The organism is Arthrobacter sp. UKPF54-2 (assembly GCF_007858535.1).
Classification (GTDB): Bacteria; Actinomycetota; Actinomycetes; order Actinomycetales; family Micrococcaceae; genus Arthrobacter.
In genome coordinates this window covers 1146636-1166175 of the sequence record NZ_CP040174.1, presented here as the reverse complement: position 1 = coordinate 1166175, position 19540 = coordinate 1146636, and the positions used below count along the sequence as shown (strand labels likewise).

At 67.2% G+C, this 19540-nt stretch carries 17 protein-coding genes and 1 tRNA gene; 7 read left to right on the top strand and 11 right to left on the bottom strand.

Annotation, left to right across the window (positions count from 1 at the left end; genetic code table 11):
• Positions 1-330: 330 nt before the first annotated feature.
• Together E7Y32_RS05260 and E7Y32_RS05255 are read right to left on the bottom strand one after the other, a co-directional pair.
• Positions 331-936: a DNA-3-methyladenine glycosylase I gene (locus tag E7Y32_RS05260; RefSeq protein WP_146336204.1), complete on the bottom strand. Its 606-nt coding sequence runs from the start codon at positions 934-936 to the stop codon at positions 331-333.
• Between the two features lie 132 nt (positions 937-1068).
• Positions 1069-1323 carry a cell division protein CrgA gene (locus tag E7Y32_RS05255; protein ID WP_146336203.1) on the bottom strand — a complete coding sequence of 85 codons (255 nt, stop codon included), beginning with the start codon at positions 1321-1323 and terminating at the stop codon, positions 1069-1071.
• 313 nt (positions 1324-1636) lie between these two features.
• Here E7Y32_RS05255 and E7Y32_RS05250 point away from each other — a divergent pair, with 313 nt between their 5' ends.
• The gene (locus tag E7Y32_RS05250) at positions 1637-2278 is read left to right on the top strand and encodes an aminodeoxychorismate/anthranilate synthase component II (protein ID WP_146336202.1); all 642 of its coding nucleotides are present in this window, start codon (positions 1637-1639) and stop codon (positions 2276-2278) included.
• 29 nt (positions 2279-2307) lie between these two features.
• On the opposite strand, the gene pknB is transcribed toward E7Y32_RS05250, so the two are convergent.
• The 7 genes from pknB to E7Y32_RS05215 are packed head-to-tail and all read right to left on the bottom strand — an operon-like array spanning position 2308 to position 11916.
• Entirely contained in the window at positions 2308-4290 is a 1983-nt protein-coding gene (gene pknB / locus E7Y32_RS05245) for a Stk1 family PASTA domain-containing Ser/Thr kinase (protein WP_146336201.1), read from the bottom strand.
• A 5-nt stretch (positions 4291-4295) separates the two neighbouring features.
• A complete protein-coding gene (locus E7Y32_RS05240; RefSeq protein WP_146336200.1) occupies positions 4296-6098 on the bottom strand; it encodes a protein kinase domain-containing protein in 1803 nt (600 codons plus the stop codon).
• Positions 6095-7552, bottom strand: a complete 1458-nt coding sequence (locus E7Y32_RS05235; protein ID WP_146336199.1) for a penicillin-binding protein 2 — start codon at positions 7550-7552, stop codon at positions 6095-6097. Before E7Y32_RS05235 ends, E7Y32_RS05240 begins: the two co-directional genes overlap by 4 nt.
• Positions 7549-9006 carry an FtsW/RodA/SpoVE family cell cycle protein gene (locus tag E7Y32_RS05230; protein WP_146336198.1) on the bottom strand — a complete coding sequence of 486 codons (1458 nt, stop codon included), beginning with the start codon at positions 9004-9006 and terminating at the stop codon, positions 7549-7551. Before E7Y32_RS05230 ends, E7Y32_RS05235 begins: the two co-directional genes overlap by 4 nt.
• Positions 9003-10691 carry a PP2C family serine/threonine-protein phosphatase gene (locus E7Y32_RS05225; protein ID WP_146336197.1) on the bottom strand — a complete coding sequence of 563 codons (1689 nt, stop codon included), beginning with the start codon at positions 10689-10691 and terminating at the stop codon, positions 9003-9005. Before E7Y32_RS05225 ends, E7Y32_RS05230 begins: the two co-directional genes overlap by 4 nt.
• Positions 10692-10693: 2 nt before the next feature.
• A complete protein-coding gene (locus tag E7Y32_RS05220; protein ID WP_056736728.1) occupies positions 10694-11176 on the bottom strand; it encodes an FHA domain-containing protein in 483 nt (160 codons plus the stop codon).
• Positions 11173-11916, bottom strand: coding sequence for a DUF3662 and FHA domain-containing protein (locus E7Y32_RS05215; protein ID WP_146336196.1), 744 nt, complete (start codon positions 11914-11916; stop codon positions 11173-11175). The genes E7Y32_RS05220 and E7Y32_RS05215 overlap by 4 nt, the downstream gene beginning before the upstream one ends.
• Before the next feature lie 398 nt (positions 11917-12314).
• Here E7Y32_RS05215 and E7Y32_RS05210 point away from each other — a divergent pair.
• Positions 12315-12397 (top strand) — tRNA-Leu (locus E7Y32_RS05210).
• 109 nt (positions 12398-12506) lie between these two features.
• On the opposite strand, the gene E7Y32_RS05205 is transcribed toward E7Y32_RS05210, so the two are convergent.
• Positions 12507-13091, bottom strand: a complete 585-nt coding sequence (locus tag E7Y32_RS05205; protein ID WP_146336195.1) for a hypothetical protein — start codon at positions 13089-13091, stop codon at positions 12507-12509.
• A gap of 317 nt (positions 13092-13408) precedes the next feature.
• On the opposite strand from E7Y32_RS05205, the gene E7Y32_RS05200 reads away from it, so the two are divergent.
• Positions 13409-14158: a DUF1206 domain-containing protein gene (locus E7Y32_RS05200; protein ID WP_395940439.1), complete on the top strand. Its 750-nt coding sequence runs from the start codon at positions 13409-13411 to the stop codon at positions 14156-14158.
• Here E7Y32_RS05200 and E7Y32_RS05195 read toward each other — a convergent pair.
• Complete coding sequence (locus E7Y32_RS05195; protein WP_146336193.1) at positions 14155-14856, bottom strand: TetR/AcrR family transcriptional regulator; 702 nt, start codon at positions 14854-14856, stop codon at positions 14155-14157. The genes E7Y32_RS05200 and E7Y32_RS05195 overlap by 4 nt on opposite strands.
• 167 nt (positions 14857-15023) lie before the next feature.
• Here E7Y32_RS05195 and E7Y32_RS05190 point away from each other — a divergent pair, with 167 nt between their 5' ends.
• The 4 genes from E7Y32_RS05190 to E7Y32_RS05175 all read left to right on the top strand — a co-directional run bounded on the left by E7Y32_RS05190 (position 15024) and on the right by E7Y32_RS05175 (position 19536).
• Positions 15024-16418 carry an NAD(P)/FAD-dependent oxidoreductase gene (locus E7Y32_RS05190; protein WP_146336192.1) on the top strand — a complete coding sequence of 465 codons (1395 nt, stop codon included), beginning with the start codon at positions 15024-15026 and terminating at the stop codon, positions 16416-16418.
• Between the two features lie 54 nt (positions 16419-16472).
• A complete protein-coding gene (locus E7Y32_RS05185; RefSeq protein WP_146336191.1) occupies positions 16473-17387 on the top strand; it encodes a universal stress protein in 915 nt (304 codons plus the stop codon).
• On the top strand, positions 17384-18910 hold the full coding sequence (locus tag E7Y32_RS05180) for an APC family permease (protein ID WP_146336190.1): 1527 nt from the start codon (positions 17384-17386) through the stop codon (positions 18908-18910). Before E7Y32_RS05185 ends, E7Y32_RS05180 begins: the two co-directional genes overlap by 4 nt.
• 143 nt (positions 18911-19053) lie before the next feature.
• Positions 19054-19536, top strand: a complete 483-nt coding sequence (locus E7Y32_RS05175; RefSeq protein WP_146336189.1) for a pyridoxamine 5'-phosphate oxidase family protein — start codon at positions 19054-19056, stop codon at positions 19534-19536.
• The last annotated feature ends 4 nt before the right edge of the window (positions 19537-19540 follow it).

The window sequence follows — 19540 nt, the reverse complement described above, 5'->3', positions numbered from 1 at the left end:
TCGTGTGGATAACTCCGCGCTAGGGGGCAGCTGTCAGCGGGAGCGGCGCCCTGGCTGGGAACTCGTTGGCTGCGGTCTCATCGGGAGGCCCGGATCCTGCGGACCCGCAGGTCCCGGGGGTGCTGGAAGACGTTATCCACAGGCAATCCACATTGTTAATAACTTACAGAGCTGTCATTCGGTGAGAGACACGGTCCGCAGTCCGGCTCGTGGGGCCCAACGCCGCCGCTCTGCGCGTGCCGGCAGCCTTAGAACGGCCCGTCTACCCACAGGTTGTGGATAACTTCTGGAATCTTGTGCACATCTGTGGACCAGTCCGCCAGCCGCGGCCTACCGCTCCCAGACGCCCGAAGTGCCTCTGCGGTGGCTGCCCAGGAGGTGGGTGTCGACCATTCCGATGGCCTCCATCAGGGCATACATGGTGGTAGGCCCGACAAACACGAAGCCTCGCTTCCGTAATGCCTTGGACAGCGCGGTGGATTCCGGTGAGCTGGTAGGGATCTGGTCCAACGCCGTGGGCTCCGGGGTGGAGTCCGGCCGGTGAGCCCAGACAAAGTCAACGAGTCCGCCGTCGTCTCTGAGTTCGAGGGTGGCCCGGGCATTGGTGATCGCGGCCCGGATCTTGAGCCGGTTGCGCACAATGCCGGTGTCCTGCAGCAGCCGCTCGACGTCGTCGTCGGTGAACGCTGCCACGGTCTCCGGGTGAAAATCCGCGAAGGCGGCCCGGAAGGCCGGCCGCTTGCGCAGGATCGTTGCCCATGACAGTCCCGCCTGGAAGGCCTCGAGGCTGATCCGTTCGTACAGCCCCTGTTCGTCGCGCACAGGAAGGCCCCATTCGCTGTCGTAGTAGTCGCGCAACAGGGGGTCGGCAGCCGCCCAAGCCGGCCGGGCCAAGCCGTCTTCGCCGATGATGCAGCCGGTAGCGTCCGGGGTCATACGTCATCCTTTGCTGGGAAATGTTGCCTTCCAGCATTATCGCCCGTGCCACCCCCAATGACGTGCGGCGGGCTTAACGCTGCGGGCCGGCACACCCGGTGTGCCGGCCCGCTGCGAAGAGGGTGGGATGGGTCAGGAGCGCCAGCGCGTGGTCATCAGGAAGCCCACGATGGCGATGCCGAAGCCGGCAACGATGTTCCATGAGGCCCAGTCCTTGACCGGGAAGGTGCCTTCACTGATGTAGTACGTGATGATCCACAGCAGGCCGATAATCATCAGGCCGAACATAACCGGCTTGAACCATACGGGGTTCGGCTTGTAGGCCTGCGTCGCAGAAGTCTGCTGCGCCACGCGGGCAGTCCTCTTACGCGGCTTCGACTCTGGCACGGGTCCTCCTTGGCGGGCTGGACGAAAAGCGGATGGCTCTGCTTGATATCCTGCAGGGAGGAATAACCGGCAGCCATTACGCTCTTGGTCAGGTTTGGAATCCTAATCGCAGCCAATTCTAGCTGTAGTTGAGGCTGCACCCGCGTCGTACCGGGAACCACGCCGGCGCCCGCTGCGACCTGCTGCGGCTGCGGGTTGCATCGGCGCTGGTCTTGCTGGCCGGGGAACTGGTATTGATGGTTTAGGTCCCGTTCCCCTGGATGGCGCACTCCAGCCCGTTCACTGTCTCGACGATTGGCATAACAAGGCACCCATGAGCACAACGAAGATCCTGGTCGTAGACAACTACGACAGCTTTGTCTACACCCTGGTCGGCTACCTGCAGGAGCTCGGCGCGGAGACCACGGTGGTACGCAACGACGACGTGACGCTGGCCGAGGCGATTGAGATGGCCGAAGCGCGCGATGGTGTGCTGATCTCGCCCGGGCCTGGTGCGCCGGCAGAGGCCGGGGTGTGCATTGAGCTGATCCAGTGGTGCGGCAGCCACAACAAGCCGATGCTGGGGGTCTGCCTTGGGCACCAGGCGCTGGCCGAGGCTTACGGCGGCCGCGTTACCCACGCGCCCGAGCTCATGCATGGCAAGACCTCGCTCGTGGAACACCACGGGACGAGCGTGTTCGCCGGTCTCCCGTCGCCCTTCACCGCGACGCGCTACCACTCCCTCGCGGCCGTGCGCGAAAGCATCCCCGACGTCCTGGAGATCACCGCCGAGACGGGAACCGGCGTCGTGATGGGGCTGCAGCACCGCACGGCACCGTTGTGCGGGGTCCAGTTCCACCCGGAATCGGTGCTGACCGAAGGCGGTTACCTCATGCTGGGCAACTGGCTTGAGTCCCTCGGAATGGCAGGTGCCGCAGCGCGGGCCGCGGCCTTGAGCCCGCTTATCCAGCACTGACCCCCAGCGTCAGCGTCCGGGGCTGACACCTAGGGCGCGGTGAAGCCGCCGAGCAGGTTGTCGACGCTGTCCTTGGTGTTCGTCTTGGTCGCTGACGGGGACGGCGTCGGCGTCGGCGGCGGCGGGGGCGGCGGCGGAGCCTTGGCCACGGTGACGGTGATCGTTTTGCCTTGTTCCACCGCGGCGTCCGCGGGATCGCTCTGCGCGGTCACCTTGCCCGGTTCGACCTGGGTGTTTTCGACTTCCTTGATACTGGGCACCAGCCCCACGTTCTTCAGGGCCGCCTCCGCCTCAGCCTGCGGGAGCCCGACCAGCTGCGGCACGGCCACCTTGCCGGTGGAGACAATGATTTCCACCGTGCTCCCCACGGCGACGTTCTGCCCCGGCGCGGGCTTGGTGGTGATCACGACGCCGGCCGCCACGTTGGGGCTGTTGTTCAGCGTCGTTTTCGGCGCTCCGGTCAGGCCGGTCCGGCGCAGCACATCCCTGGCGTCCGCCTCGGTCCGGCCGGGCAGGTCCCCGGGAATCGTGATGACGCTGGGGCCCTCGGAGATCTTGAGCGTGACGTCCGAATTGCGGTCCAGGGAGCTGCCGGCCGTGGGCACCGTTCCGACGGCGGTTCCCTTCGGAACCGTCTCGTGCTGGACACGGCTCAGCTGCGGTTTGAGCCCGGCGTTGTAAAGCTTCTGCAGGGCCTCGGATTCCGTCAGGGACGCCACCGGGGGGACGTCCACCTTGGCGACCGGCGGCGGCTGCTGGTTGACCATGTTGTAGAGCCACAATCCGCCACCGGCAAGCACCAGCAGCGTGAACACCACAAGCGTCGCAATCCACGTCCGGCGACGGGACTTCTGCTGGACGGTCGCTTCGCGCTCGGCCGGGAGGCTCAGCGGCAGGCTCCCGATGTCCGGCGGCACGTGGCCGGCGGACACCGCGGTGAGCGGCTCGTCGTCTTCCGCGAGGTGCGCCGGCGGGATCCCCGCGGCGGTGTCGTCGAGGAAAGCGGCGCCGGTCAGGGGGAAAGCGGCGGTGGGCGGCGCCTGGTGCGGGGAAGCAACTGTGTTGTTCGGGTCCGTGGGGCTCTCGCTGCGCGGCAGTGTTGCCACGGCGACGCCGCTGCGCGCGGCCCGGAGGGCACGCCGGAAGGCCGCGGCGTCCTGGAAGCGGTCGGCTCGGTTCTTTTGCAGTGCCTTGGCCAGTACGCTGTCCAGGGCTTCGGAAACATCGGGGTTGAGGCTACTGGCGGGGTCCGGGATCTCGCGGACGTGCTGGTACGCCACTGAAACAGGGCTGTCGCCGATGAAGGGCGGGCGCCCGGTCAGCATCTCGTAGAGCAGACAGCCTGCCGAATACAGATCGCTCCGCGCGTCGACTGTTTCGCCGCGGGCCTGCTCGGGGGACAGATATTGGGCGGTCCCCACCACGGCCTGCGTCTGGGTCATGGTGGCCGAGGAGTCCGCCATAGCGCGGGCAATCCCGAAGTCCATCACTTTCACGCTGTTGGAGTCCGGGCAGAACATCACGTTGGCGGGCTTGATGTCCCGGTGCACGATGCCGGCTTTGTGGCTGTAATCCAGGGCCGCGAGCACGCCCAGGCTGTAGTCGATGGCCTGGTCGATGGTGACTTCCTTGGCCCTGATCAGGTCGCGGATGGTCTTTCCGGCCACATACTCCATCACGATGTACGGCACGCGCACGGTGTCGTCATGGCCACCGGGGACGGCATGGTCCCCGGTGTCAAAGACGGCGACGATCGAGGGGTGGTTCAGCGCGGCCACGGCCTGGGCCTCCCGCTTGAACCGGGCCTGGAACTGCGGGTCCCGGGCAAGATCCGGGCGGAGCAGCTTGATCGCCACCGTCCGTCCCAGCCTGGTGTCGACCCCGCGGAAAACGTCGGCCATACCGCCGCGGCCGATCAGCTCACCCAGCTCATAGCGCCCGCTGAGGACGCGCTGGCTTGTCACCGGGCTGCTGTCCTCCCGGTGCGATGGAGTGCGGGGTGAAGTGGACACGGCGCCTACTTCGTTGCGCTGACGCTCGGCGAGGGGGAGGCCGGGGCGGCGGCGAGGTGGTAGATCACCACGGAGCCGGCAGCTACCTGCTTGCCGGAGGCGGGCTCGGAACTCACAAAGGTGCCCTCCTGCTGGTTCTTCTTGCCGTCGACCGGGTCACCCTTCTGCCAGCGCAGTCCGGCGGACTCGATTGCCCGCTGGACGGCCGCCTCGGTGGCGCCCTGCTCGAGGGAGGGGACGGTGACCATTTCGGGTCCCTTGGAGTAGCTGACCGTGATGACGTCTCCGCGCTGGACGGGACCTGAGGGATCGATATCCAGCACCGTGTTCGGTGCCGCGGGGTCGAAGACCGGCGCGCCCTTGACCTGCAGGCCCATACTGTTCAGTTCGGTCCGGACGTCGTTGTAAGGCCGGCCCTTGTAGGCGTCCGGGAACAGGTTGATCGCCGCCGGCGTCGACTGCGTGGGCGTGGCCGAGCTGGACGTGGGGCTGGGGCTCTTGGAGGTGGGTGCGGCGCTTGTGGTGGTGGCTTTGGAACTGGTGGCGGCAGGGGACGACGTCGGGAACAGGATCCCGGCCTGGGACAGGACGATGCCCATCAGGGCAAACAGCACCAGCAGGATCAGTGCGATCAACGGCCAGGTCCACGGGCTGCGACCCCGGCGGCGGGGTTCCTCCTCCGGCTCGTAGCCGTCGTAGTCCTCTTCCTCCTCCTGGGCCCAGTTGCGCTCGGCAGCCAGCGCATCCGCTCGGGACAGGGCGTTGCGGGCGCCGTAGCCGCTGGCCGCGGCAGCTCCCGCAGCCAGCCCGGCCGCTGCGCCGGCGCCGGCTGCACCGACCACCGGAAGCGCCGACGTCGACTTGTCCTCTGCCGCGCTGGCGGCAATGACACCCGTGGCGGCGGTGGGGACGTTCACCGGCGCCGTGATGGGACCGGTGGCCGCTTCGAAGAGCAGCATGCCCGGCACGGCCGCGTGCGCGGCCGCAATGTCGCCGTTGCGGATGGCATCGGCCGCTTCGGCCAGTTTGATCGCGTCCGCCGGCCGGTTCTTCGGGTCCTTGGCCAGCATCGACATCAGCAGGGCACGGACCGGCCGGGGCAGCGTGTCCGGCAGCGGCGGCGGCGCGTCGTTGACCTGGGCCAGCGCGATCGCAATCTGTGATTCGCCGGAGAACGGGCGGTGCCCGGTGAGGCACTCATAGCCGATGACGCCGAGGGAGTAGATGTCGGAGGCGCCCGTAGCGGTCTGCCCGGTGGCCTGCTCCGGGGCGAGGTACTGGGCGGTGCCCATGACCTGGCCGGTCTGGGTCAGCGGCACCTGGTCCGCGAGCCGCGCGATGCCGAAGTCGGTGACCTTGACCCGCCCGTCCGGGGTGATCAGCAGGTTGCCGGGCTTGATGTCGCGGTGCACCAGGCCCTGGGCGTGTGCGACGGACAAGGCCCGAGCCGTCTGGGAGATCATCGACAGGGTGCGGTCCGGTGAGAGCACCTGCTCATGCTCGATGATGCTGCTCAGCGGCTGGCCCGGGACGAGCTCCATCACGAGGTAGGCGGAACCCTCCTCCTCGCCGTAATCGAAGACGTTGGCGATGCCGACATGGTTGAGCAGGGCGGTGTGCCGCGCTTCGGCCCGGAAGCGCTGGAGGAAGCCGGGGTCACCGGTGTACTCCTCCTTGAGGACCTTGATCGCGACGATCCGGCCAAGGATCAGGTCCTTGGCCTTCCAGACTTCACCCATACCGCCGATCGCAATGCGTGTGGTCAGCTGGAATCTGCCGCCGAGGGTGATTCCCGATGTAGGCCTCACTTATTCAACACCGCCTCAAAAATCTTCTTTGCGTTCGGACTGGTTAGCTGTGCGCCGGTGGTGATGTCCACGCCTTGCATAACAATCGTGACAGCCACCTGCGGGTCGTTGGCCGGGGCGAACCCGGTAAACCATGAGTTGTTCAGGCCGGTGCCGAGCTCGGCGGTGCCGGTCTTGCCGGCCACCTGGACGCCGGGCACTGCGGCGCCGCGGCCGATGCCCTCGCTGACGACGCTGGTCATCCACTCGGTGATCTGCCGGGAGATCTCCGGGGTAGTGGAGGTCCGGAGCGTCTCAGGCTTGGGTTCGTCGATGATCCGCAGGTCTGGAGCGCGCAGGGTCTTGACCAGGCTGGGCTTCATCTGGACACCGCCGTTGGCAATCGCGGACGTCATCAGGTTGATCTGCAGCGGTGTGGCACGCACGTCGCGCTGGCCGATTGCCGACTGCGCGAGGCTGGCCTCATCCAGCGGCTCGCTCGGGAAGGTGCTCTTGGCAGATTCCAGCTTGAGCCGGTCGCCGAAGTCCTGCCCGAATCCGAACTTGGCGGCCTGGTCCGCGATCGCCTTTTGCCCGAGGTCGAGGGCGATCCGGGCGAACGGCGTGTTGCAGGACTGCTGCAGGGCGAAGGCGAAGGTGGCCGTGTCCCGGGTGTAGCAGTTGCCGCCAGCGTAGTTCGGCAGCTTGTACTGGATGCCGGGGAACGGCATCTCGGCCGGGTTGGGCAGCACGCTGTCCTTGTTGTACTTGCCCGAGCTCAGCGCCGCGGCCGTGTCGATGATCTTGAAGACGGACCCGGGGGCCAGGAGCGCGCCGGTGGGGCCGCTGACGGACTGGTTGAGGTTGATGCCGGGGATCTTGTTCAGGGCGGTGATGTTGGCCGCCTCGGCGTCGGCGTCCTGGGTGGCAACCAGGTTGGGGTCATACGAGGGCTTGGAAACCATGGCCAGGATGGCGCCGGTCTTTGGGTTGGTCACCACGATCGACCCGCGCTGGCCCTCCGGAATCAGGTCGTAGGCGAGCTTCTGGATCTTTGGATCCAGCGTGAGCTCGACCGAGGCGCCCTTGGGCTGGTTGCCGAGGAACAGCTGGCCCACCCGGTCCAGGAACAGCTGGTCGGAGCTGCCGGAGAGCTGTTCGTTCATGGCCAGTTCCATGCCGGTCAGGCCGTAGTTCTTGGAAAAGTAGCCGGTGATCCCGGCGTACAGCTCCGGCTGGGTGTAGCGGCGCTGGAAAGCACAGCTTTCGCTGCCTGGAGCGGACTGCGCGACGGGGGTGCCGCCAACGATGATCGCGCCGCGGTCGTTGCAGTAATTCTGCAGCAAGGTGCGCTTGTTCCAGGCGTTGGCCTTGAGCTCGTCGGCTCCGACCACCTGGACATAGCTGAGCGCGCCGAAGATCAGCGCGAACATCGCGATCGCGGCGATCCAGGAGTTGCGAATGGCCTGGTTCACAGGTGTTTCACCGCCTCGGTGGGAGCGTCTGGACTGGTTCGGGCACTGGGGGCAGGCGCCGTCGCGGGCTTCGGCGGCAGGGACGGGGTGTCCTTCTTCGCGTCAGAGTCCTGGCCGGGCGGGAGCGGTGTGGTGTCCACCGGGCCGCGGGCGGTGTGCGAGATCATCAGCAGCAGTCCGACGATGATCCAGTTCGCCAGCAGGGAGGACCCGCCGGCGGCCAGGAAGGGCGTGGTCAGGCCGGTCAGCGGGATCAGGCGGGTGACGCCGCCGATCACCACAAAGCACTGCAGGGCGATCGCGAAGGACAGCCCGGTGGCGAGCAGTTTGCCGAAGGCGTCCCGGGTGCCGAGCGCGGCCCGGAAGCCGCGGGTGAAGAGCAGCAGGTACATCAGCACGATGGCGAAGACGCCGATCAGGCCCAGTTCCTCGCCGAATGAGGCCACGATCATGTCGCTGTTCGCGAAGGGGACGAGGTTGGGGCGGCCCTGGCCGAGGCCGGTACCCACGAGGCCGCCGTTGGCCATGCCGAACAGGCCCTCGACGATCTGCCGGCTGCCGCCGAACTCCCGATCGTAGACCTCGGGGGTAAAGGCGTTCACCCAGCCGTCGATCCTCAATGCCACGTGGGAGAAGACCTTGGAGGCGACGAAGCCGCCGGCCGCCATCAGCACGACGCCGATGATGACCCAGCTGATCCGGCTGGTGGCAACGTAGATCATCACCAGGAACAGGCCGAAGAAGAGGATCGACGTTCCCAGGTCGCGCTGGAAGATCAGCACGCCGATGCTCACCAGCCAGGCCGTGATCATCGGGCCCATGTCCTTGAACCGGGGGAACTGCACGGGCCCGATCTTGCGGCCGGCGAGCAGGATCAGGTCGCGGTTGGAGGACAGGTACCCCGCGAAGAAGATGGCGAGCGTGATCTTCGCGATTTCGCCGGGCTGGAAGGTCATGGACCCCAGCTTGATCCAGACGCTGGCGCCTAGGACCTCGCCGGCGGAGATCCCCGGGACCAGCGGGAGGATCAGCAGCACGGCGCTGACTGCAAGCGAAATATACGTGAAGCGGCGCAGGAGCCGGTGGTCCTTGAGGAAGAAGATCACCGCAATGGCCACGGCCATGGCCACCAGGGTCCAGCGCAGCTGGTTGTTCCCGGTGTCCTCGTTGACCCGGTCCAGGCGGTGGATCATGGCTAGGCCGAGGCCGTTGAGGGCCACGACCAGCGGAAGTATTACCGGATCGGCATATTTAGCGCGGAGACGCAGAACCACGTGGAAGGCCAGCGCCGCGGCCGTAAGCAGCCCGGACTGGAACCAGAAATCGGTGTCGAAGGCCTTCTGCCGGTCGACGCCGACGAGGGCGTTCGCGCCGATACCCACCGCGAGGGCGAGGATCAGCAGGAGCAGCTCGGCGTTGCGGCGCGGCCGGGGGGTGGGGTCGATGGGCGTCACTTGGCCCCCTCACAGTTGGTCGGGGCCGGTGACGGTGTGGCCGAGCCGGAGGGCGCGGGGGGCGCGGCCGAGCCCGAGGGGGCGGCAGGCGTGGGGGTTTGGCCGCCGGTGCTCGGCGAGGGCGAGGGCGTCAGGCACTCGTCGGCCGGCGCCGTCGTGCCGGTGCGTTCGAGGTTCTTGACGATCCGCTGGGCGTCATAGAGGTCCCGTGCCGGAACCGTCTGGCGTACACGCTGCTGGGAGAACTCTGGCAGGTCGGACATCCGGATCTCAGTCACTGTCTCGAGGGTGGAAAGCGGAATGGGCCCGAGGCGCTGGGAGACCCCGTTGAAAATGGCAACGCGCTGGTCGTGCTCACCGATGTAGTACCTGGTCTGCGTCCACGCGTAGCCGAGCCAGAGGCCGATGCCCAGGACGGCGACGATGGCCGCGGCGATGGAGAGGGTGAGCCAGCGCCGGCGCTTGACCGGTGGCTTGTACTCTTCGACCTCGTCCTTGTCCTGTTCCGCCTTGTGCGTCAGCACGGTGGCCGCGCGGCGGGCCACGGTCCGGCCGGCGATCGAAGGAATCGAGCCGGATTCGGCGGCGGTTGCTGCGGCGCCCACCAGCTCGTGCGGCCGGGTGGACAGCTCCTCGCGCAGGACCTCGGCGGAGAGATGCTCGCCAAGGTTCGGGTCGGTGGAGGGCTGGGGTTCCTTGGCCCGCTCGGAGTCCGGGGTCTTCGCGTCCGCGTCGCCGGGCTTGCCCGCGAGGGCGCCTGCGGCGGCGTTGCCGGCAAAGGTGCTGCCCGTGCTGCCCTCCGGCGGGGCTTTCGCGGCAGCGGGCGCCTGCGGTGCCCGGGCCGTGCCGGTGACGGTGGCCGGGGCTGGGACAACGTCGACGGCGGCGGTGTTGACGTCGTCGGGCGTCTGTTCCGCGATGTCCACCATCACGACCGTCACGTTGTCGGGGGAGCCGGCCTCCAGGGTGAGGTCAACAAGCTTTTCGGCGCACTCGCGCAGGCTCTTCGTCTCCCGGACGGTGCGTTCAACTACGTGGCCGGCCACGTAGTTCAGCCCGTCGGAGCACAACAGCCAGCGTTCGCCGGGTTCGACGTCGAGGACGTCCAGGTCGAGTTCGGGGCTGGCGTCGACGTCGCCGAGCACGCGCATCAGGACATTCTTGTGCGGGTGGGTCTCCGCCTCTTCGGGGCGCAGCCGGCCCTCGTCGATGAGCCGCTGGACGAAGGTGTGGTCCACGCTGACCTGTTCAAAGGTGCCGTTGCGCAGCCGGTAGGCACGCGAATCGCCGATGTGCGCGAAGTGAAGCTTGCCCCCGGCCAGCAGCAGCGCCGTGACCGTGGTCCCCATCCCGGCCAGTTTCGGGTTGATATGGACCAGTTCGGAGAGCAGCGAGTTGGCGGTCTGGATCTCGTCGGCCAGGACCGTGTCGGCTTCGCCGGCCGCGCCGTCGTAGTCGTCGCGGTCGAGATGGATCATGTCCAGGACCGTGGCCGCCGAGGCCACGTCACCGCCGGCGTGCCCGCCCATGCCGTCGGCGACGACGGCGAGGTGGCGGCCCACGTAGGCGGAGTCGTCGTTCTTCGATCGAACACGGCCGACGTCGGAACGTGCGGCATAACGCATGATGAGCGGCCGCTTCGGGGCAGTTGCTGCCTTGTCTGCGGGAGTCTCGGGGGCAGCCATGGCTACGGCCTCAATTCAATGACCGTCTTGCCGATTCTCACGGGGACACCCAGCTCAACCGGAAGCGCCCGGGTGAGCTGTTGATCTGCCAGATACGTGCCATTGGTGGAACCGAGGTCCTCGATGAACCAGCGGCTGCCCTGCGGGAACAGGCGGGCATGCCGGCCGGAGGCGTAGTCGTCCTCCAGGACCAGGGTGGCTTCCTGGGCGCGGCCGAGCAGGATGGGGCTCGCGGCCAGCGGAAGGGTGGTGCCTTTGAGCGGTCCTTCGGTGACAACGAGCTGGCGGGCCTGCTGCTTCACCGGGGCCGGGGCGGGCTCGGCCAGGGCCGGGTTGCGGCGCACCTGGCGTGCCGTCGGGGCGCCCGCGGCGGCCTTGCGGCCGATCATCAGGTCGCGGCGCATGGCGGAGACGATGCTGAAAATGAGCACCCAGAGCAGAATCAGGAAACCAAAGCGCAGGGCGGTGATGGTCAGTTCACTCACGGGCGGCCGCCCGGGTTGGCGGGCAGAAGGCGGAAGATGATTTTGGTCCGTCCCATCGTGATCGTGGCGCCGTCGGTAAGTTCCGAACTGCCCACAACTTTGTGACCGTTCACGTAGCTGCCGTTCGTTGATCCCAGGTCGATGGCCTGTGCCGTGCCCTGGCCGGTGCGGATTTCCAGGTGGCGGCGGGAAACCCCGGTGTCATCGATCAGAATGTCCGCTTCGGAGGAACGGCCCAGCACGACGGAGGGCGCGTTGAGCGAATAGCGCTGGCCGTCGATGTCCAGCACCGGCTGGAGGCGTCCGGGCTGGCGGGCAGGTGCGGCAGGCATGGCACCGTGGGCACCGGGCTGCGCCGGAGCGCCGCCTGCCTTCTCGGTCCGGGACTTGATCTCGAAATCCCCGGCGCGGCGCTCTTCGTCGCGGCGGAAACTGATCCGCACCGGGCCTTGCAGGGTGTAGCCCTGGCTGCGGACGTGGTTGATCACAACGTCGCAGAGTTCTTCGGCGAGCGGGGTTCCCCATTCCTGGGCCCGCTGGAAATCGTCACCGCTGAGCAGGACGTCGAAGACATTGGGAGCCAGGGTGCGTCCAGCCGCAATGGTCAGTGCCTTGTTGTCCACTTCGCGGCGGAGGTGGCTGGCGATCTCGACCGGCTCAACCTGGGCGCGAGAACCGGTGGAGAAGACCCCACGGACGGCCTTTTCGATGCCGCGCTCGACTTTGTCCAGCAAGCCCATGGTCCTTCTCCTTTCCTGACGGCTGCGGTGCAGCGTTTGTTCCGGAACTCGGTTTCCAACATTCGCGGGAGTCCGCCGTATTCGGGCACTCCTACATCAGATACTACTGGGCAAGGCTGGGAATGGCCTTAATGAGCCCCGCCGCCCCGGGCCGAAAATTTGCCCCGGACCTGCGCTGACGTGCGCCGATGTCCGGACTGCGGCGTGCGCCGGGCCCGGGCGGAGCCCCGGCGTGCAGGCCGCCCCGGAACCCGGATCCGCTGCGGATTTCAGGGCCATTTGTCGCCCCGGATGCGCCGATTGGTGTTTTCCAGCAGTTGTCCGTTATGCTTGATCTCGCTGCTTTTACGAGGTTGATGGTCCGGAATACGGGCTCCGGCTTAGGTGAAAGAAGTTGCGCGCGAGTGGCGGAACGGCAGACGCGCTGGCTTCAGGTGCCAGTGTCCGAAAGGGCGTGGGGGTTCAAATCCCCCCTCGCGCACGCAAATGAAAGAACCCCGGTCTTCGGACCGGGGTTCTTTCTTGTTTCCGGAGCGTTGGATCGGGCTCCCGGCCCGGGTTGGCCCGTGCCGGAGACGGACCCGGCTGCCTCAGTGCGCAACGACGGTCATCGGCAGGCCGAAGTTGTTCCCCACAGGGGTAATACTGTCGAGCTGCCAGCCCTGTGCGGATGCCTTGAACGTCGCAATCTGCGGCAGGGAGTATTCTTCCGGGACGTTGTTGGGTCCGTTCGCCGCCGAGGCCTGATACTGCTCCGTCAATTCCTTGAACCGGACGGTTGCTTCGGCGCCGCTCGACTCTGTCGACTCCACAGTCACGGTGGTGGAAAAGGACGTGTACCAGAACCCGAATGATTTGAAGCGCGTCTTCGCCTCGGTGACCACCGGCAGGTCCCGTTCGCGCTTGGCCCGGTAGGCCGCCGTCGTCTTCCCCTCTGGCAGCCGCGGGGCCGGCGGAAGATCCAGGACCACACCGTTGCGGTCTTCGACCGCCGTCTGGATGATGGCCGCAAACTCGGCTGACGAGGGCGTGGCCACCGCGGCCGCCGTCATGGACGGCCCGGCACTGGAAGTCTCGGCACCGGGCGCTCCGGCACTGGGCGCCCCGGCGTTCGGCTGGCAGCCGGCCAGGGCTAGCCCGAGCAGCGCCACCACGACGACTCTTCTTCGGCTCATCACCGAGCGCCAAAACCTCACAGGTCCCCAATCCAAGGCTTGATTATTGCCGCCACCCTAGCCCGGTCCGCTCCCGCAGGCCAGCAAGGGGCGTCGTCGGGCGGGGGATGTCTTCGCCGGGTGTCCCGGGTCTGTCCGGACGCCCCGGGACGGATCTACACTGAAGCATTCCGCGACGCCGGCACACTGGCCGCTGCCGAGCGGGCCACAGGACATCACGTTCTCACCGGGAAGGTCTGGCCATGGGCAACGCCTCGCAGAAGGCTAATCGGGCGGTATCCGAGGCGGCATCGGCGAGTCGAAGCCCCGCCTTGCAAATGCTGGCACGCGCCGGCTACGTGTTTATAGGGTTGGTCCACATCCTGGTCGGCGCCATTGCCCTGCAAATCGACCGGGGGCAGGGCGGTCAGGCCGACCAGTCGGGGGCGATCGGCTCACTGGCCTCGAAACCGGGCGGCCCGGTCCTGCTCTGGGCGGGCTTCGCGGCCTGCGCAGCGCTGGCGCTCTGGATGGTGGGAGAGGCCGTGTTCGCAGCGCGGTCCGAAACCGAGTCAAAGAAGAAGCTGCAGAATGCGGCATCGGCTGCGGGCAAGGCCGTGGTGTTCGGTGTCCTGTCCTTCACCTTCGCCGTCTTCGCCTCGGGCGGCAGCAAAATCTCCAGCCAGTCGGCAAGCGACTTCACCGCCAAACTCATGGCGGCGCCTGCCGGTGTGGTGCTGCTGATCGCCCTGGGACTGGCGATCATCGGCGGCGGCGTCTACTACGCCTACCGCGGGGTTACAAGGAAGTTCATGAAGGACTTGCAGGATCCGGGCAACGCCCGCACCGCGGTCGAATGGATCGGAACGGTGGGCTATGCCGCCAAAGGGGTAGTGCTCGCCCTCGTCGGAATCCTCATCATTGTCGCCGCGGCCACCGCGGATCCGTCGAAATCCACTGGCCTGGACGGAGGCCTTAAAACCCTCGGGTCCCAGCCGTACGGCGTGTTCCTGCTCGCCGCCGTCGCGGCGGGGCTGGTCGCCTATGGCCTCTACTCCATGGCCCGCGCACGCTACGGCAAGTTCTAGGCGGGACTTGACGCGCGCAGCGCGCCGAAACCGGCGACCAGCGCCTCGAGTCCCAGGCTGAAGGCCACATCCGCCTGGTTCGCGTAACCCTGCTCGCCCATGCTGGCCACCGCGGCGGAGAAGTTCGGTGTCGAGGCCGCCAGGCTGCCGGCGTCGAAGATGTCCGCCGGGGCCGTCACGTCGTAGGCGGAGCCGAAGATAAAGGATTCCAGGGCCACAATGGCGGCAATGATGCGCTCCGGCGGGAAGCCGGCCCGGCGGAACCCCGCACTGACAGCCTCGTACATGGCGAGGGTCTTCGGCGCGTCGGCCACCGGAAGCACCGCGATCACAGGGATCAGCGGCGTGTGCCGGGAAAAAACGTCCCGGTAGCTCCAGGCCCATTCCCGGACGGCCTGCTCCCACGGCTCGGTTTCGAAAGCCGAGACGTCCACAAACGACGTCAGGTGGTCCTGGATGAGGACCAGCACTTCCCGTTTGGAGGACACGTGGTTGTAGATGGCCGACGGCGCCACGTTCAGTGACCGGGCCAGGGCAGCCATGGTGAAGCCGTCATAGCCGCTCTTGCGGACCAGCCGCAAAGCGGCGGCCGTAATGCCGTCCAGGTCAAGGACGGCCGCCGGGGGCCGGCCCACGCGGCGGCGTTGCTTGGCGTCGGGGCGGTGCGGTTCCGCGGTGGCGCTGCTGGCTGCCGGCATTCCGGGCCTTTCTCTTGGTGTCCTCTGGACTATTCCACCGGATTATTCCACCGAAGGCGATTTTGCACCGGGGTCTTCCCTCTCTCCCACGTTAGCGCTATAGTCGTCCTAAATGAATGACATTCATTTAGTGGTTCGCATCACGCCGCGGCCACAGAGAGGACATCATGCTGGAACTTGACCGCGACGTCGTCATCGTTGGAGCCGGCCCCGCCGGCCTGACCGCTGCCCGGGAGCTCCGCAAGGCAGGCCTGAGCGTCGCTGTGCTGGAAGCGCGCGACCGCGTGGGCGGCCGGACCTGGACGGACACCATCGACGGCGCCATGCTGGAGATCGGCGGCCAATGGGTCTCGCCGGACCAGACCGCGCTGCTTGGGCTCCTCGAAGAGCTCGGCCTGAAGACGTACGACCGCTACCGTGAGGGACAGTCGGTCTACATCGGCGCCGGCGGCAAGCGCACGCTCTACACCGGGGAGACCTTCCCGGTCAGCGACACCACCGCCGCCGAAATGGACAAGCTGACACAGCTGCTGGACTCGCTCGCCGCGGAAATCGGCGCCACCGAACCGTGGGCCCACCCCAAGGCCCGTGAGCTGGACACCATCTCCTTCCACCACTGGCTGCGCCAGAACTCCGCCGATGAGGAAGCCTGCAACAACATCGGCCTGTTCATCGCAGGCGGCATGCTGACCAAACCCGCGCACGCCTTCTCCGCCCTGCAGGCGGTCCTGATGGCTGCATCGGCCGGGTCCTTCACCAACCTCACCGATGAAGACTTCATCCTGGACAAGCGCGTTGTCGGCGGCATGCAGCAGGTCTCGCTGCTGCAGGCAGCGGAACTGGGCGACGACGTCGTCCTCTCCAGCCCGGTGCGCACGATCAACTGGGAGGAGGGCGGCGCCGGCGAGGCCGGCCACCGCGTGACCGTGGTCTCGGACCGCGCCACCGTGAACGCCCGCTTCGTGATCATGGCCGTGCCGCCGAACCTCTACTCCCGGGTCTCCTACAACCCGCCGCTGCCGCGCCGCCAGCACCAGATGCACCAGCACCAGTCCCTGGGCCTGGTCATCAAGGTGCACGCCGTCTACAGCACCCCGTTCTGGCGCGAAGACGGGCTGTCCGGAACCTGCTTCGGGGCCGACGCCCTGGTCCAGGAGGTCTACGACAACACCAACCACGGGGATCCCCGCGGGACCCTGGTGGGCTTCGTCTCGGACGAAAAAGCGGACGCCATGTTCGAGCTCAGCGCCGGGGAACGCCGCCGCGCCATCCTCGAATCCATCGCGGGCTTCCTGGGTGAGAAGGCCCTCGAACCGGAGGTCTACTACGAGTCCGACTGGGGCTCCGAGGAATGGACCCGCGGCGCGTACGCCGCCAGCTACGACCTCGGCGGCCTGCACCGCTACGGCAAGGACCAGCACACCCCGGTGGGACCGATCTACTGGGCCTGCTCCGACCTCGCGGCCGAGGGCTACCAGCATGTGGACGGGGCCGTGCGGATGGGGCGTGCGACGGCGGCCCGGATCGTCGCCGCCGCAGACCGCACCCCGGCCGCCCGCTAGCGCCAAATTCCTATCCACGAACCCCTAACCCAAACAACCAGAGAGGTCGGCCAGATGCGTTACGTAGTGGGGTATTCAGCCAATGCCAGAGGCCGTGATGCCATCAACCTGGCCGTCTCCCTGGCCCGCGGCCGCGGTGCGGCCCTGGATCTGGTGGTGGCCATCCCGGACGCCGGAGTTTTCAACGCGGCCCACGCCCCCGCCGCCGGCTACGACAGCTACCTTCACCAGCAGGCCAGCGAATGGCTCGACGAAGCGCTGGCCATGGTGCCCGCGGACGTCCCCGCCAAAGCCCATATCCGCAGCGGTGAATCCGATGCGCAGACCCTGATCGAGGCCTGTGACGAGTTCCTGGCCGACATGCTGATCATCGGCGCCACGAGCAACGGGCTGTTCAAGCGCTTCACCGTCGGGTCCGTGGCCAGTGCCCTGCTGCACGCCGCCACCGTCCCGGTGGCCTTGGCCCCGCACGGCTACCACCGCCGCGAGGCCCTCACCCGCGTCAGCTGCGGACTCGGGGACCGCCCGGGCGCGGAAAAGCTGCTGGACTTTGCCGTATCCATGGCGGTGAACCGGGAGGTGCCGCTGCGGGTCGTCTCGCTGCTGACACTGGACGACGCAGACTCGGCGGAGGCTGCAGAGGCCGCCCGCGCCTACGCCAACAAGCACCTCGCGGCCGCCCTTCCGGCGGATGCCCCGGGAGGCGCGCTGGCTTCCAAGGCCGACGTCGTGGTGGCCCAGGGCCGCAGCGTTGAGGAGGCGGTGGACCGTCTCGAGTGGGAGTCCGGCGAGGTCCTGCTGATCGGCTCGAGCCGCCTCGCCCGGCACCGCTCCATTTTCCTCGGCAGCACCGCGAACCGCATCCTGCGCGCCCTGCCGGTGCCGATGATCGTGGTCCCCAGCGACTACGAGCTTAAAAACCTGTCCCCTTCACCGTCGAATGACACCTCCCGAGAGGCACGAGCATGAGCACCGAACACGTGACTTCCAAGGCCGCCGCCGCGGACCAGCAGCACGGCCTGAGCGAGAAAGGCCTGAAGGCCGGCTCGGTGGGCCTGATCGGGGCCGTCGTGATCGGCGTGTCCTGCATCGCCCCGGCCTACACCCTGACGGCCGCCCTCGGCCCGACCGTCGCCGAGGTCGGTGTGCACCTGCCGGCGATCTTCCTGGTCGGCTTCCTCCCCATGCTGCTGGTGGCCTTCGGCTACCGCGAGCTGAACAACGCCATGCCCGACGCCGGCACCTCGTTCACCTGGGCCTCGCGGGCGTTCGGCCCGTGGATCGGCTGGATGGGCGGCTGGGGATTGATCGCCGCGACCATCATTGTGCTCTCCAACCTGGCGGCGGTCGCCGTCGACTTCTTCTACCTCATGCTGGCGCAGCTCTTCGGCAACCCGGACCTGGCGGGCCTGACCACCAACCTGCCGCTGAACATCGCCACGACCCTGGTCTTCATTGCCCTCGCCTGCTGGGTCTCCTACCGCGGCATGGAGACCACCAAGTCCGTCCAGTACGTCCTGGTCGCGTTCCAGCTGCTTGTCCTGGGCTGGTTCGCCGTCGCCGCGTTCAGCCACGTGGCGAACGGTACGGCCTTTGACGCCACGGCCATCGCGCCGGACTGGTTCAACCCGTTCGCGGTCGAATCCTTCTCCGCCTTCGCCGCCGGCGTGTCGCTCTCCATCTTCATCTACTGGGGCTGGGACGTCACGCTGACCATGAACGAGGAAACCAAAAACCCGGAGAAGACGCCCGGCCGCGCGGCCACCGTCACGGTCCTGGTCATCGTGATCATCTACATGACCGTCGCACTGGCCACGCTGGCCTACGCCGGCATCGGCGAAGAAGGACTCGGCGCCGGAAACCCGGAGAACCAGGGCAGCATTTTCGCCGTCCTCGCCGGACCCGTGATGGGCCCGTTCGCAATCCTGATGTCGCTGGCCATCCTCAGCAGCTCGGCCGCATCCCTCCAGTCCACCTTCGTGTCCCCGGCACGAACCTTGCTGTCCATGGGCCACTACAAGGCCCTGCCGCACAAGTTCGGCAAGATCAGCCCGAGTTACAAGTCGCCGAGCTACGCCACCGTCGCCTCGGCCGTGGCCGCCGCCGCGTTCTACGTCATCACCCGGACCCTGTCCGAGAACGCCCTGTACGACACGATTACCGCCCTGGGCATGATGATCTGCTTCTACTACGGCATCACCGCGCTGGCCTGCGTCTGGTTCTTCCGCGCCCAGGCCTTCAGCGGCGCACAGTCGTTCTTCTTCAAGTTCCTCGCCCCGCTGCTGGGCGGCATCATCCTGCTGGTGATGTTCTTCAAGACCGCCTACGACTCCATGGACCCCGCGTACGGTTCCGGTTCCTCCGTCGGCGGACTGGGCCTGGTCTTCATCCTCGGGATGGGCGTCATCCTGCTGGGTGCGGTGCTCATGCTGGTCATGGCCAGGCTGCGCCCCGAGTTCTTCAAGGGCCGGGTGCTGTCCCGGGGCAACTGACCGCGTTCGCTACCGCCGGAACCCTTACAGCCGAGGTCCCCCTCGCGCCAGCCTGTGCGTGTGCATCTTGAAAAGTAAGCACACTTATCAATAGGCTTGCGGGAGGGGGACCTTCCCCGTTGGATCAAGGACGAGGTGAGCGCATGTCGGACGCACAGGACATCAGCAAGGTGACGGAGATCATTAACGATTCGAGGATCGGGATGTTCACCACCATCAACGAAAAGGGCGCGCTCGTCAGCCGGCCGCTGGCCGTCCAGGACGTCGAGGCCGACGGCGACATGTGGTTCTTCACGTCGTCCGGCACCTCGCAGGTCGCGCACATCGGCGCCAACCCCACGGTCAATGTCTCCTTCGGGAGGCGCACGGAGTGGGTTTCCGTGGCCGGGACGGCCGAGGTGGTCACGGACCGGCAGGAAATCCGCGACCGGTGGAACCAGGCGGTTGAGGCGTGGTTCCCGGACGGCCCGGAAACCCCGGAGGCGGTCCTGCTGCACGTGGATTCGGATTCCGCCGAGTACTGGACCAGCCCGGGCGGCACGGCCGCGACCGTCCTGCAGTGGGTGAAGTCGAAGGTCACCAACAGCCGGATGAGCGTCGGCGAAAGCGGCACGGTCGACCTCTAGGCCG